The sequence below is a fragment of the Altererythrobacter sp. H2 genome (genome assembly GCF_035319885.1).
Taxonomy (GTDB): domain Bacteria; phylum Pseudomonadota; class Alphaproteobacteria; order Sphingomonadales; family Sphingomonadaceae; genus 34-65-8.
Genome location: NZ_CP141285.1, coordinates 1 through 13185 on the forward strand (window position 1 = coordinate 1; position 13185 = coordinate 13185).

At 67.3% G+C, this 13185-nt stretch carries 17 protein-coding genes; 9 read left to right on the forward strand and 8 right to left on the reverse strand.

The window, feature by feature from the left end:
* The 3 genes from dnaA to U4960_RS00015 are packed head-to-tail and all read left to right on the forward strand — an operon-like array spanning position 1 to position 2701.
* Positions 1-1470, forward strand: a complete 1470-nt coding sequence (dnaA, locus tag U4960_RS00005; RefSeq protein ID WP_324261603.1) for a chromosomal replication initiator protein DnaA — start codon at positions 1-3, stop codon at positions 1468-1470.
* A gap of 50 nt (positions 1471-1520) precedes the next feature.
* Positions 1521-1937, forward strand: a complete 417-nt coding sequence (locus U4960_RS00010) for a DUF983 domain-containing protein (protein ID WP_324261604.1) — start codon at positions 1521-1523, stop codon at positions 1935-1937.
* Complete coding sequence (locus tag U4960_RS00015; RefSeq protein WP_324261605.1) at positions 1934-2701, forward strand: HesA/MoeB/ThiF family protein; 768 nt, start codon at positions 1934-1936, stop codon at positions 2699-2701. The genes U4960_RS00010 and U4960_RS00015 overlap by 4 nt, the downstream gene beginning before the upstream one ends.
* Positions 2702-2704: 3 nt before the next feature.
* On the opposite strand, the gene U4960_RS00020 is transcribed toward U4960_RS00015, so the two are convergent.
* Entirely contained in the window at positions 2705-3418 is a 714-nt protein-coding gene (locus U4960_RS00020; protein ID WP_324261606.1) for an NAD-dependent deacylase, read from the reverse strand.
* A gap of 35 nt (positions 3419-3453) precedes the next feature.
* Here U4960_RS00020 and dapB point away from each other — a divergent pair, with 35 nt between their 5' ends.
* A complete protein-coding gene (dapB, locus tag U4960_RS00025; RefSeq protein ID WP_324261607.1) occupies positions 3454-4182 on the forward strand; it encodes a 4-hydroxy-tetrahydrodipicolinate reductase in 729 nt (242 codons plus the stop codon).
* A 10-nt stretch (positions 4183-4192) separates the two neighbouring features.
* Positions 4193-4843, forward strand: a complete 651-nt coding sequence (gene nth, locus U4960_RS00030; RefSeq protein ID WP_324261608.1) for an endonuclease III — start codon at positions 4193-4195, stop codon at positions 4841-4843.
* A 173-nt stretch (positions 4844-5016) separates the two neighbouring features.
* On the opposite strand, the gene U4960_RS00035 is transcribed toward nth, so the two are convergent.
* Entirely contained in the window at positions 5017-6252 is a 1236-nt protein-coding gene (locus U4960_RS00035) for a dicarboxylate/amino acid:cation symporter (RefSeq protein ID WP_324261609.1), read from the reverse strand.
* 4 nt (positions 6253-6256) lie between these two features.
* Positions 6257-7381 (reverse strand): succinyl-diaminopimelate desuccinylase, encoded by a 1125-nt coding sequence (gene dapE, locus U4960_RS00040; RefSeq protein ID WP_324261610.1) that lies wholly within the window; start codon positions 7379-7381, stop codon positions 6257-6259.
* Positions 7382-7413: 32 nt separating this feature from the next.
* Here dapE and U4960_RS00045 point away from each other — a divergent pair, with 32 nt between their 5' ends.
* Positions 7414-7881: a cupin domain-containing protein gene (locus U4960_RS00045; RefSeq protein WP_324261611.1), complete on the forward strand. Its 468-nt coding sequence runs from the start codon at positions 7414-7416 to the stop codon at positions 7879-7881.
* On the opposite strand, the gene U4960_RS00050 is transcribed toward U4960_RS00045, so the two are convergent.
* Together U4960_RS00050 and U4960_RS00055 are read right to left on the reverse strand one after the other, a co-directional pair.
* Positions 7878-8756, reverse strand: coding sequence for a S1/P1 nuclease (locus tag U4960_RS00050; protein WP_324261612.1), 879 nt, complete (start codon positions 8754-8756; stop codon positions 7878-7880). The genes U4960_RS00045 and U4960_RS00050 overlap by 4 nt on opposite strands.
* On the reverse strand, positions 8753-9418 hold the full coding sequence (locus U4960_RS00055) for a glutathione S-transferase family protein (protein WP_324261613.1): 666 nt from the start codon (positions 9416-9418) through the stop codon (positions 8753-8755). Before U4960_RS00055 ends, U4960_RS00050 begins: the two co-directional genes overlap by 4 nt.
* A gap of 316 nt (positions 9419-9734) precedes the next feature.
* On the opposite strand from U4960_RS00055, the gene U4960_RS00060 reads away from it, so the two are divergent.
* Positions 9735-10154 (forward strand): VOC family protein, encoded by a 420-nt coding sequence (locus U4960_RS00060; protein ID WP_324261614.1) that lies wholly within the window; start codon positions 9735-9737, stop codon positions 10152-10154.
* A 28-nt stretch (positions 10155-10182) separates the two neighbouring features.
* On the opposite strand, the gene U4960_RS00065 is transcribed toward U4960_RS00060, so the two are convergent.
* Genes U4960_RS00065 through U4960_RS00075 form a run of 3 tightly spaced genes read right to left on the reverse strand, consistent with a single transcriptional unit; the run spans position 10183 to position 11801 of the window.
* On the reverse strand, positions 10183-10812 hold the full coding sequence (locus tag U4960_RS00065) for a hypothetical protein (protein ID WP_324261615.1): 630 nt from the start codon (positions 10810-10812) through the stop codon (positions 10183-10185).
* Positions 10809-11180, reverse strand: a complete 372-nt coding sequence (locus tag U4960_RS00070; RefSeq protein ID WP_324261616.1) for a DUF4870 family protein — start codon at positions 11178-11180, stop codon at positions 10809-10811. The genes U4960_RS00065 and U4960_RS00070 overlap by 4 nt, the downstream gene beginning before the upstream one ends.
* A 57-nt stretch (positions 11181-11237) precedes the next feature.
* A complete protein-coding gene (locus U4960_RS00075; RefSeq protein WP_324261617.1) occupies positions 11238-11801 on the reverse strand; it encodes a thermonuclease family protein in 564 nt (187 codons plus the stop codon).
* Between the two features lie 102 nt (positions 11802-11903).
* Between U4960_RS00075 and argB the strand changes: the two genes are divergently transcribed.
* Together argB and U4960_RS00085 are read left to right on the forward strand one after the other, a co-directional pair.
* Positions 11904-12809 carry an acetylglutamate kinase gene (argB, locus tag U4960_RS00080; protein ID WP_324261618.1) on the forward strand — a complete coding sequence of 302 codons (906 nt, stop codon included), beginning with the start codon at positions 11904-11906 and terminating at the stop codon, positions 12807-12809.
* Between the two features lie 83 nt (positions 12810-12892).
* Positions 12893-13183, forward strand: a complete 291-nt coding sequence (locus U4960_RS00085; protein ID WP_324261619.1) for a YggT family protein — start codon at positions 12893-12895, stop codon at positions 13181-13183.
* The last annotated feature ends 2 nt before the right edge of the window (positions 13184-13185 follow it).

Consider the following 13185-nt stretch of genomic DNA (forward strand, 5'->3'; position numbering starts at 1 on the left):
ATGGCTGAAGAACATGGCGTGGGCCACACGGCGAAACGCAGGACGGAGAGTGAGGGCATGGAAGATCTCGAAGCAGTGAACCTGGCAGCCGACTGGGCAGACATCAGCCAGGGCCTGCGAAAGGATCTGGGCCACCAGCTCCACAGCCAGTGGATCAAGCCGATCGTGCTGGGCGGGTTCGACAAGGCCGGCGGTCTGCTCGATCTCTATCTGCCGACCGAATTTTCCGCCAACTGGGTCAAGGACCGGTTCGCGGACCGCCTCTCGCTGGCGTGGAAGATTGCCCGTAGCGAAGTGCGCCAGGTGCGGATTTCGGTCCATCCGGGCCGTCGCAAGCTGCCCGAGATCAGCCTGGGCGGCGAGATGCGCCGGGCCGCCAACGATGGCGGCGACGGTTCCATGATCACCATCTCGGCCAGCCCGTTCGGCGAAAGCGGCCTGTCCGCCCCGGTCGGGCTGGACCCCTCGCTCACCTTCGCTGCCTTCGTCACGGGCGAAACCAACGTGCTGGCCTGCAACGCCGCACAGCGCATGGCCGCGACCGAGCAGCCCCAGTTCTCGCCGCTCTACATCAAGGCCGCTACCGGACAGGGCAAGACTCACCTGCTCCACGCAATCGGCCATGCCTACCTCGGCCAGCACCCGCGGGCACGCATCTTCTACTGCAGCGCCGAGCGTTTCATGATCGAGTTTGTCCAAGCGCTGAAGGCCGGGCAGATGATGGAGTTCAAGGGCCGCCTGCGCAGCTTCGACCTGCTGCTGGTCGATGATATCCAGTTCATCATCGGCAAGGCTGCCGCGCAGGAGGAACTGCTCTACACGATCGATGCCCTGCTGGCCGAAGGCAAGCGGTTGGTGTTCGCCGCCGACCGTGCACCGCAGGCACTGGACGGGGTCGAGCCGCGCCTGCTCAGCCGCCTGTCGATGGGGCTGGTGGCCGATATCGCCGCCGCCGACATCGAGCTGCGCCGCAAGATCCTCGAATCGAAATTGACCCGGTTCGCCCCGCTGGAAGTGCCGGAAGACGTGATCGGCTTCCTCGCCCGCACCATCACCCGCAACGTGCGCGAGCTGGTCGGCGGGCTCAACAAGCTGATCGCCTATGCCCAGCTGACCGGGCAGCAGGTCTCGCTCCAGCTGGCCGAGGAACAGCTGACCGATATCCTCTCGGCCAACCGCCGCCGCATCACCATCGACGAGATCCAGCGCACGGTGTGCCATTTCTATCGGATCGACCGGTCGGAAATGTCCTCCAAGCGGCGCGCCCGGGCCGTGGTCCGCCCGCGTCAGGTGGCGATGTACCTCTCCAAGGTGCTGACCCCGCGCAGCTATCCGGAAATCGGGCGCAAGTTCGGCGGGCGCGACCACTCGACCGTGATCCACGCCGTGCGCCTGATCGAGGACCTGCGCCAGCGCGATGCCGACATGGACGGCGATGTGCGCAGCCTGCTGCGCCAGCTGGAAAGCTGAGTCGCAGCACGGATTGCGTGAGGATTGCGGCAGGCCTAGAGCTGCGGCCGATGGACCAGTCCCCGCGCCAGCCCGCCCTGTTTCCGCTGACCCTGGCGCCCGCCGCACTGCGCGGCATGCGCGGTGCCTGCCCGCGGTGCGGTGAGGCGCGGCTGTTTGCCCGCTGGCTCCGCCCCACCGGGCGCTGCAGCCAGTGCGGGCAGGACTGGACGCTGCACGTGGCGGACGACTTCCCGCCCTACATCTCGATTTTTCTGACTGGCCACCTGATGGCGCCGCTGCTGATCTGGCTGGTGCTGGAGCAGCACCTCTCCGCCTGGGCCGCCGCAGCGATCATCATCCCGTTCTCCGTGATCGTCATGCTGGGCGTGCTGCAACCGGCCAAGGGCGCGGTGATCGCGCTGCAATGGTGGCTCGGCATGGGCGCTTTCGTGCGCGAGCGGGCACAGGACAAGCCCGCCGCATGAGCCTCGGCCCGGACCGCCTCGAACGCTTCGCCCGCCAGATCATCGTGCCCGAGATTGGCGGCGCGGGGCAGGTCGCGCTGGCTGAGGCGCGGGTGACGCTGGTGGGCCTGGGCGGGATCGGCTCGCCAGTGCTGCAATATCTTGCGGGCGCGGGTGTGGGCCATCTGCGGCTGATCGAGCCGGGGCCGGTGGAGCTGACCAACCTGCAACGCCAGACGATCTACACCACCCGCGACCTGGGCCATGCCAAGGCGGTCGCCGCGCGCCAGTGGCTGGCCAATTTCGACGCTGGCCTGAAGGTGGAGCTGATCGACCGCCCGCTTGACCGGAGCAACGCCGCCGAACTGCTCGGCGGGTGCGATCTGGTGATCGACGGGACAGACAATTTCGCCACCCGCCTCGCGGTGTCGGACACCTGCGTCGCGCTGGGAGTACCGCTGCTTTCAGCGGCCGTCGGGCGCTTCCAGGGGCAGGTCGCCGCCTTTTCCGGGCATCTGGCAGGCCAGCCGTGCTACCGCTGCTTCGTCGGCGATGCCTTCGATGCCGATGATTGCGACACCTGCGCCGATGACGGGATGCTCGGTGCCATGGCAGGCTGGACCGGCACGTTCGCGGCGATGCAGGCGGTTCGGGTGCTGCTCGCGGGCAAGGCCGCGCTGGGCGACCCGCAATGGGGCAAGCTGCACCTGATGGACGGCCTCAAGCCGGGCATGCGGACGCTGGCCATCGCGAAAGACCCGGCCTGCAAGGGGTGTGGGGCGTAGGCGTCAGCCCAAAATCTCCTCCACCCACGCCGGCACCAGTTCCCCGGCGCGGCCCTGGCGCGATTCGTGGAACCAGTGCGAGCCGTCGCTTCGGTCGAGGTTCAGCTCCAGCGTCCGCGCACCCAGCTCGCGGGCATCGCGCACGAAGCCTGCCGCCGGATAGACCGCGCCAGAGGTGCCGATGGAAACGAACAGGTCCGCCTCGCGGATCGCGCGGTAGATGCGGTCCATCTGGTAGGGCATTTCACCGAACCACACCACGTCGGGGCGCAGCATCGGTGCGCGGCATACCGGGCATGGCGGATAGTCCGCCATCGGCGCGTCCCACGAGCTGCGCGTCTCGCACGACCGGCACAGCGCGCTCTTCAGCTCGCCGTGCATGTGCAGCACCCGGCAGGCACCGGCGCGCTCGTGGAGGTCATCGACGTTCTGGGTGACGATCATGAGTTCGCCCCGCCCGTTCTCTCTGGTCCATGCCGCATCCAGCCGCGCCAGCGCATCATGCGCCGCGTTGGGAACCACATTTCCCAGGGCCTCACGCCGCATGTCGTAGAAGCGCAGCACCAGATCGGGATCGCGAGCGAAACCTTCGGGCGTCGCGACGTCCTCGACCCGGTGCTGCTCCCACAGTCCACCCGCATCGCGGAAGGTATCGATGCCGCTCTCGGCAGAAATCCCCGCGCCGGTGAGGATGACGATGTTGCGTATCTCTGTCATGGCCTGCATCAAGCACGCCACGACGAGGAAATCCAATGGCACGTATCGGGATTATCGGCAGCGCAGGGCGCATGGGGCAGGCACTGGCGCGCGCCATTGCCGATGCCGGGCACCAGCTCTCGGGCGGGATCGACAAGGGCGGCGATGTCGCAGCGCTGGCGCAGGCGAGCGATGCCCTGGTCGACTTTTCCGCTCCGGCCGCCCTCACCGCCAACCTGGCCGCCGCGCGCGCTGCCGGCATTCCGGTGCTGGTCGGCACGACCGGGCTGGAAGATGCGCACCATGGCCTGATCGATGAGGCCGCCGCGCGCATCCCCGTCCTCCAGACCGGCAACACCTCGTTGGGCGTGCAGATGCTCGCCCACCTTGTCCACCGCGCGGCGGAGAAGCTGGGCGCGGACTGGGATATCGAGATCGTCGAGATGCACCACCGGATGAAGGTCGATGCGCCCAGCGGTACCGCCAAGCTGCTCGGAGAGGCGGCAGCTTCGGGTCGCGGGACCGACCTGGGCGCCAGTACGGAGAGCGGCCGCGACGGCATGACCGGGGCGCGCAAGCCCGGCGCGATCGGCTTCGCATCCTTGCGCGGCGGGACCGTCGCGGGAGAGCACAGCGTGATCTTTGCCGGCGAGCAGGAGCGGATCGTCCTCTCCCACAGCGCCGAGGACCGGATGATCTTCGCCCGCGGCGCGGTGCGCGGCGCGGCCTGGCTGATCGGGCAGGAACCGGGCCGCTACACCATGAATGACGTGCTGGGGCTGTAACGCAGGCGCGATGACGAAGGACCAGATCTTCGAATTCTTCCGCCGCCTGGCGGAAGACAACCCGGCGCCCGAGACCGAGCTGGAATATGGCAATGCCTACCAGCTGGTGGTGGCGGTCGCGCTTTCCGCACAGGCGACCGACGTGGGCGTCAACAAGGCGACGCGGGCGCTGTTCGCCAAGGTCAAGACGCCGCAGCAGATGCTGGAGCTCGGCGAAGAAGGCTTGAAGGAGCACATCAAGACGATCGGCCTGTTCAATTCCAAGGCCAAGAACGTGATCGCACTGAGCCAGATCCTGGTCGACCGGTTCGGCGGCGAGGTCCCCTCAACCCGCGAAGAGCTGGTGACCTTGCCCGGCGTGGGCCGCAAGACCGCCAATGTCGTGCTCAACTGCTGGTTCGGGCAGGAGACCTTCGCGGTCGACACCCACATCTTCCGGGTCGGCAACCGCACCGGCATGGCCAGCGGCAAGACTCCGGACCATGTCGAAGCCAAACTGGAAAAGCGCGTCCCCGCTCCGTTCCGCCTGGGCGCACACCACTGGCTGATCCTGCACGGCCGCTACGTGTGCAAGGCGCGCACGCCGGAGTGCTGGCGGTGCCCGGTGGTGGATTTGTGCAGTTATCGGAAGAAGGTGCTGGAGGCGCCGAAGGGGCGGTGAGGGAATGCACTTCCCAACGACCCGTCATTGGGAGCGACCGGAGGTCGCGCGGCAATCCAGAACCAACCGCGAAACGCCCTGGATTGCCGCGGCCTGCGGCCTCGCAATGACGGCTGTAGGAGGGCGTTACCCTTCAAACTCCGCTCCCCGAGGAGAGTGGGTTTTATCCAGCCTCAAACATCATCCGCCGAAACCATCTCCGCCTTGTCGATCTCGCCGGTCAGCACGGCCACGGTGGTTGCCACTGCGGCATCGCCGGTGACGTTGGTGGTGGTGCGCATCATGTCCATGATCCGGTCCACGCCCGCCACGAAGGCGATCGTTTCCAGCGGCACGCCGACTGCGCCGAACACCAGCGCCATCATGATCAGGCCCGCGCCCGGGATGCCCGCCGCGCCGACCGCACCCAGCGTGCCGAGCAGCGCGATCATGAAGTAGTCGCCCCATGACAGGTCGACCCCGAACAGCTGCGCGCCGAACAGCGTGGCAAGGCCGAGGTACATCGCCGTGCCGTTCATGTTGATCGTCGCGCCCAGGCTGATGACGAAGCTCGCCACCGACTTGCTGACCCCCAGGTTGCGCTCCGCACAGCGCAGGGTGACCGGCAGGGTCGCGTTGGAGCTGGCGGTGGAATAGCTGACCGCAATCGCGTCGGTCATCCCGCGGAAGAAGTCGATCACCGGCAGGCGGGCGATGAACTTGATCATCCCGCCGTAGATCAGCAGGATGATCAGCAGGCAGCCGAGATAGTTGAGGAACACCAGCTGGCCAAGCGCGGCCAGCGCGTCGAGGCCGAGCGTGCCCGCCACCCAGGCCATCAGCGCGAACACCCCGAACGGGGTCAGCTCCATCACGATCGCGGTGACTTTCTGCATCACCACCGAGCCGCTCTCGAAGATCTTCAGCACCGGCTCGCCATCCCTGGCCGCCATCAGGATGCCGATCCCGAGCAGAAGCGAGAAGATGATCAGCGGCAGGACGTTGACGTCCGCCATGACCTGCACCGGGCTCTGCGGCACCATGCCCAGCACCATTTCGCGCCAGGTCGTCTCGCTGGGCTCAGGGATTGTGCCCATCTGCAGCGCCGAGGTATCGACCCCCACGCCGGGCCGGAACACCGAGCCGAGCAGCAGGCCGAGCCAGACCGCGATCTGCCCGGTCACCACGAACAGCAGCATGGCGCGCCAGCCGACGCTGCCGAGCTTGCGCAGGTCGCCGATGCTGGCGACCCCGGCGACCAGGCTGAAGAAGATCAGCGGCACCACCAGCATCTTGATGAAGGCGACGAAAATGTCGCCCACGATCTTGATGCTCTCCGCCCCCGGCCCCCACAGCCATCCGACCGCAATGCCCAGCACCAGCGCGGCAATCACCCGCTTCCACAATGCGATCCGGAACCAGGTGCTCATTCGGTCATCCTCCCAGGGCGGACAGTGCAATCCGCGCATAAATGCGGCTTAATGTATCGAGATCGGCCACCGCCACCGCTTCGTCACGCTTGTGCATGGTGGCGTTGCACAGGCCAAATTCGATCACCGGGCACAGGTCTTTCAGGAACCGCGCGTCGCTGGTGCCGCCGGTGGTCGAGACTTCGGGCACGAGCCCCGTTTCCGCTTCCACCGCCGCTGCGACCATGGCCGAGAACGCGCCCGGCGGGGTCAGGAACGGCTCGCCCGAGACGATCGGCAGGGCGGTGCCGCCGTGCTTTTCCGCGATTGCGGCGACCATGTCCGACAGCGAGGCACCCGAATGCAGGTCGTTGAAGCGGATCGACAGGCGCGCGCGGGCGCGAGCGGGGATCACGTTGGTAGCCGGATTGCCGACCTCGATCTCGGTAATCTCGAGGTTGGATGGCTGGAACCAGTCGGTGCCTTCGTCCAGCACCCGCGCGTCCAGCTCCGCCAGCATGGCCACCAGCTTGCTGACCGGGTTGTCAGCCAGATGCGGATAGGCGACGTGGCCCTGCACGCCCTCCACCGTCAGCCAGACATTGACCGAGCCGCGCCGGCCGATCTTCATCATGTCGCCCAGCCGGTTGACCGAAGTCGGCTCGCCCACCAGGCACAGGTCGGGAATTTCGCCCACGGCGCGCATATGGTCGATCAGCGCGCGGGTGCCGTGGATCGCCGGGCCTTCCTCGTCACCGGTAATGATGAAGCTGACCGTGCCCGCCCCGGCCGGGATCTCTGCCACGGCGGCAACCATGGCCGCAATTGCGCCCTTCATGTCGACCGCCCCGCGCCCGTGGAGCAGGTCGCCCCTTACTTCCGGCGCGAATGGCGCGCTGGTCCAGCCGTCCCCCGGCGGGACCACGTCGAGGTGCCCGGCAAAGGCGAAATGCTTCGAACCTTGCGGCCCCTTGCGCAGGGCGAACAGGTTCTCGACCGGGCCATCGGGTGCCTCGCCCGCCGTGAAGCGGTAGACCGCGAAGCCGAGCGGGGCGAGCATGGCCTCCAGCACCTCGAACACCAGGCCAGTGGCGGGTGTCACGCTGGGGGCGGCAATCAGGCGGTTGGCGAGCGTGGCGACGTCGGTCATATTGAGGCCGTGCCTAGCAGGAGTGGCCGCCAATGCCCAAGCTCGATCTTGATGCCATCCCCCAGACCAACGCGACCGGCTATCCTGCGCCCTTCAGCGAACCGGTGGCGGGGCGGATGTACCGCCGATTGGCCCCGGCGGCCGGCTTGGCGCACCTGCGCGCCAGCCATGTCGTGCTCCAGCCCGGTGCCTGGTCGAGCCAGCGCCACTGGCACCGCCTGATCGACGAGCTGCTGGTGATGGTATCTGGCGAAGCGGTGCTGGTCGACAATGAGGGCGAAAGCGTGATCCGGGCAGGCGATGTGATCGCCTGGCCGGCCGGGGTTGCCAATGGCCATCACCTGCAGAACCGGTCTGGCGCGCCGTGCGTGTTCGTGGTCGCCAGCGCCGGGTCGTACGAGGACGACAGCGGCGAATATCCCGACATCGACATGGTGTTCGATCCAGCCGGCTATGTCCGCAAGGACGGGACGCGGTACGACACCGCGCGGGTGCCCTAGCGCCGCTCCTGCACCGGCAGCGGCCCCGGCGCGAAGGCCTCGTCGAGCAGGCGCGCAATGCGCAGTCCCGCCTGCAGCACCCGCTCGTTGGCGACCGGGATCCCGGCCTCGATGTCCTCCTGGCTCAGCGCGGTTTCGCCCGGCAGTTCGCCCGCGCACGGGTCACGGTCGAAGGCCGTGGCATAGACGAAATCGCGCGCGATCTGCCATGATTCCCGGCCCCAGTCGTGCGGCCCGCCGGTGGCGATACGGGCGCGCTCTTCCGCCCGATAGCGCCGCACCAGCGGGGGCCGGGCGGAGGTGATCGACCGTTCTGCCAGCGGCCCGTCCCAGATGCCGTGCAGGTTGCGGCCCTCGACAATGCCATAAGCGGTTACCCGGTCATTCCCGCCGCGATCCTCGCGGTCGCCCGAATGGAGCGGCATGTGCACGTCGCCGACGAAGTGGACCAGGAACGACAGCGCCTCCAGCCGGATATGGCCGGGCAGGCTTTCGTCCGCCAGCAGGCGCTGGCTGCGCTCGATCTGCGCAGTGACGCAGTTGCCGCCGGAACAGTTGGCGCGCGGGTTGTAGGCCTCGCAGATCGGGGTGGTGCGGTAATGCCAGGCGGCGGTGTAGCCCCAGCGCCAGCCATCGCGGCGGACGCAGTCCGGCCAGGTCGAGGCATCACGCAAATCGCGCATCCGGCATTCGGGCGTGCCCAGCCGCGCCTCGTAGGCGAACAGGCGGTTCATCGCCGCGCGGGTTTCCGGGCGAACATTGGCTTCGGCAATCTCCGCCGTGGTGCGGTGGCCATAGCCGCCCCAGGCCAGCGTCGGTGCGGGCAGGCACAGGGCAAGCGCGACCAGCGCGGCAGCAATCCGGCGGGCGATCATCGCTGGCGCGCCACTTCGTATTGCTCGATGGTCCATTCTTCCTCTTCCGCCGCCGTGATCCAGGCCTGCATCCATTCCTGTTCCCACATGGTTTCGATGTAGGTCTCCGCAAAGCCGGGCAGACCCACGCCATAGGTGATGAACCGGCTGACGACCGGGGCGAAGAACACGTCGGCCGCACCGAAGGTGCCGAACAGGAACGGCCCGCCCTGCCCGAACCGGGCCCGCGCCTCGGCCCAGATCTGGAGTACGCGGACCACATCCGCCTTGCACTCCTCGGAGATGCGATGGCCCTCGATCCGGGCGCGCACGTTCATCGGACATTCGCTGCGCATGGCGCGGAAGCCGCTGTGCATTTCGGCCACCACGGCCCGGGCCAGCCCGCGCGCGGCATCGTCCTTGGGCCAGAACCGGTCACGCCCGACCTTGTCGGCGAGATATTCGAGGATGGCGAGGCTATCCCACACCACCACTTCCCCGTCCCACAGGATCGGCACTTTGCCGCTCGGCATGATCTCGTCCGACTGGCGCTTGGCCACCTGCCAGTCATCGCTGCCGATGTTGACCGTCAGTTCCTCGAACAGGATGCCGGACTGTTTCGCCGCCAGCCAGGCCCGCATCGACCAGCTGGAATAGTTCTTGTTGCCGATGATCAGCTTCATGGGAGGCTCCACCTTGCCTGGACCGTGTGTGCTGGGGCGCGGGGTAGCCGTTCATCACTGCGCTGTCGAGGCTGAACGGCGTGCTTGACACCTGCTTGACGAAGTTGACACCGTGTCAAGCACTCTGGCCAGGCGTGTTTCCTCTTTTATTCATGCGTTTATGTGCAGGCCAGGCGCCGCCATCCCCTGGCGGTGCCCCCCGCCCGCCCCCATTTGCCCAGCCTGCCGGCACCGCTTCAGCCCGGTCTTTCTTGCACCGCGGGCCGGTGTAGGAAAATCTTTCCCGCAAGGCCGGGTCCGCGCTAGAGGGCGAGGCATGACCTTGCGCCCGTTCCATCTCGCCTTCCCGGTTGACGACCTTGCTGCGGCCCGCGCCTTCTATGGCGGCGTGCTGGGCTGCCCGGAGGGGCGCAGCAGCGACGAATGGATCGATTTCGACTTCTTCGGCCACCAGATCGTCACCCACCTCGCCCCGGGGCAGGCGGGTGACCGGGCCAGCAACCACGTTGACGGGCACGGCGTGCCGGTGCCCCATTTCGGGCTGGTGCTGGACATGGCCGAATGGGATGCCATGGCGGAGCGCCTGCGCGCAGCGGGCACCGTGTTCGCGATCGAGCCGACCGTGCGTTTCAGGGGCGAGCCGGGCGAGCAGGCAACGATGTTCTTCCGCGATCCGTCCGGCAACGCGCTGGAAGTGAAGGCCATGGCCAACCCGGATAACCTGTTCGCGCGTTAGGCTGTTCGCGCTGTCAGCAGTGCGATCGTCAGTCATGCCCCCAGGGGGCTGGCGGCGCGGGGATCGGCCGGGTCAGGTCGAACGATACCCGGAACATCCGCGCATTGGGTGGCTGGCGGCTGAGCTGGTAGGTGTAGGCGGCACCCGGCGTGCCCGCAGCATCGACTGACACCTGCCACACATTGGTGACCGAGCCGGTCAGCCCTTCGCGCCGGAACATGGCAATGCTCTCGTCGTCGACCGGAAACTGCTGCGCGCCAGCCGTGCCGGGGGTCATGGTATCGCCGCCGTACATGGTCACGGCGTCCTCGCTGCCGTCCTCATGGCGATGGTCATGCTTGAGGCGCAGCCCCCGGTCCGTGCGGGTAATCAGCCAGGTGCGGCTGCGATCCCAGGTGCCGTCAGCCCGCTGGATGTGGAACGGCACGGCGATGCGGCTGTCCGAGCATTCGCGCACGTGCATCGCCATGGCCGCACCGCGCATCTCCGCATCGGGTGCCTCGTCGCTCACCAGCCGCCCGGCATAGGCCTTGCCGCAATGGCTGGAGAGCGCGGCCCAGAATGCATCCTGCGGCGAGGCTGGCGCAGGGGCCGGATTGTAGGCTGTGGCGCAGGCCCCAAGCAAAGGGGCAAGCGCGAAGACGGCCAGGCGGCTCATATGCCGAGTGTCTCGGGATCGGGCATCGGTTCGTGCTTCTGGGCCTTCAGCAGCGAGACCACGCTGCGGACGATCACCCACACCGACACCGCGATGATGATCGGAATGCCGATCAGCACGATCGACAGGACAATGCCGATGATCATCCCGATCAGGCCGAACCAGAAGGTGCGGATCAGATAGGTGAAGTGGCTCTGCTCCCACCCCGCCGGGCTGTCACCGCGCCAGATATGGGCGAGCACCACGCCGACAATCCCGGTGACCCCGGAAATGAACGAGGCAAGATAGAGCAGGCTGATGATGGTCGGCCGGTTGAAATCGAACCCTGCAGGCTGCGCCGGCGGTTGCGGAGTGCTGTTCTCGGTCATGCGTCAGATCCCCCTGATGGCCGCGCCAGTCTATCGCTGACAGCGCAAAGGGCAAGCTTACCCGCACCACCCGGCTTCGCCAGCGCCCCAGCCGGTGGTGCGGGCGAGGCCAGCCTCGACCATCGCTTCGGCCAGCCATTCCTGCCCCATCGCATCGCTGCGGCGGGCCCCGCGCAGTTCCCGGCCATAGAGATCGCGCGGGGGATCGGCCCCGCCGTCAAGCTCGAACGCCCCCCGGTTCAGCCAGTCCCGCAGGGCCAGCTGCGCCCGGCGGGCGAGCAGGCGCTCCGCCTCGCACGCGCCGCCGATTTCGGGCGCGTCGTAGCCGGTCAGGCGGACCCGGCGCTGGCCCAGCATCACCGTGTCGCCATCGATCACGCAGTTGGCGGCGCGCCCTTCCCCGCGCCCTTCCCCGCACAGGACAAACCGGCCCGCGTCGTGCGCCTGCCAGTCTCCGCCCGATCCCTGCCAGCGCGCCAGCAGCAGCCCGCCTGCCAGCAGTGCGGCCAGCAAGAGCCACCAGCGCGCGGCTCTCCACCGGGCGGCCCGGCGGCGGCGCGCCTGCCAGCGGGCATCGAAGCGGGGCGGAGAGTTTGCCGAAGACTTCGGGGGCGGGGCCATGTCCCACCATGGCGCGGGGCGGCAGCGGGGCAAAGGTGCTTTCCTCGCTCATCCCCAGCCGCTAGGGGCGCGGCACGAGACCGGCGAAGGAATCTGAGCGACATGCCCGAACCTGGCGAAAAGGCCCCCGATCCGGGCACCAAAGCAGCCGTGCTGATCGAGGCGCTGCCCTATTTCCAGCGCTATGCGGGGCGCACCTTCGTGGTGAAATACGGCGGCCATGCGATGGGCGATCCGGCCGCAGCGCGCGATTTTGCCGAAGACATCGTGCTGCTGAAAGCGGTCGGCATCAATCCCGTGGTGGTCCACGGTGGCGGGCCGCAGATCGGCGCCATGCTCAAGAAACTGGGTGTCGAGAGCACTTTCATCGATGGCCTCAGGGTCACCGACAAGGCCACCGCCGAAGTGGCCGAAATGGTCCTCTCGGGCGCGATCAACAAGGAACTGGTCGGCTGGATTGCTGCTGCCGGGGGCAAGGCGATCGGCATTTCCGGCAAGGACGGGGGGCTGGTCACCGCGACCAAGGTCCAGCGCACCACCAAGGACCCGGGCAGCAATATCGAACAGGCGATCGACCTCGGCTTTGTGGGCGAACCGTCGCGGGTGGATACCTCGGTGATCGACACCATCGTTGCCGCCGGCATGATCCCGGTGATCGCCCCGATCGGCGCGGGCGAGGATGGCCATACCTACAACATCAATGCCGACACCATGGCGGGCGCAATCGCCGCCGCACTGGGCGCGGCGCGGCTGTTCCTGCTGACCGATGTTCCGGGCGTGCTCGACAAGGACAAGAACCTGCTGTCCGACCTGACCCCGGCCGATATTGCGCAGCTTCAGGACAACGGCACGATCAGCGGCGGGATGATCCCCAAGCTGGAAACCTGCATCCACGCGGTCGAGGCCGGGTGCGAAGCGGCGGTGGTGCTCGACGGGCGGGTGCCGCACGCCATGTTGCTGGAATTCTTCACCGCGCGCGGGGCGGGAACGCTGATCCGCGCCGGATAAGGATTGGCAAGAGGCGTCTTACTCGGGTAAGACGCCTGCAAAGACCTGTTAATTTCCCCCGCGCAACAACAACGGACAGACCGATGCAAGGCCTGATAACCCTCTACCAGATCATCTCGCTGATCACCAACGTGGTGGTCATGCTGGTGATCGTGCAGTTCGTGATCGGGCTGCTCTTTGCTTTCAACGTGGTCAATTCGAGCAACGATTTCCTTCATCAGATCTACCGTTCGATCAATTCGCTGATGGAGCCGGTGCTGGCCCCGATCCGGCGGATTCTGCCCGCCACCGGGGCGCTCGATTTCTCGCCGCTGGTGCTGATCATCGGCTTGCAGATCATGCTGATCGTCCTCGGCAGCGTGATCACCGGCTGACC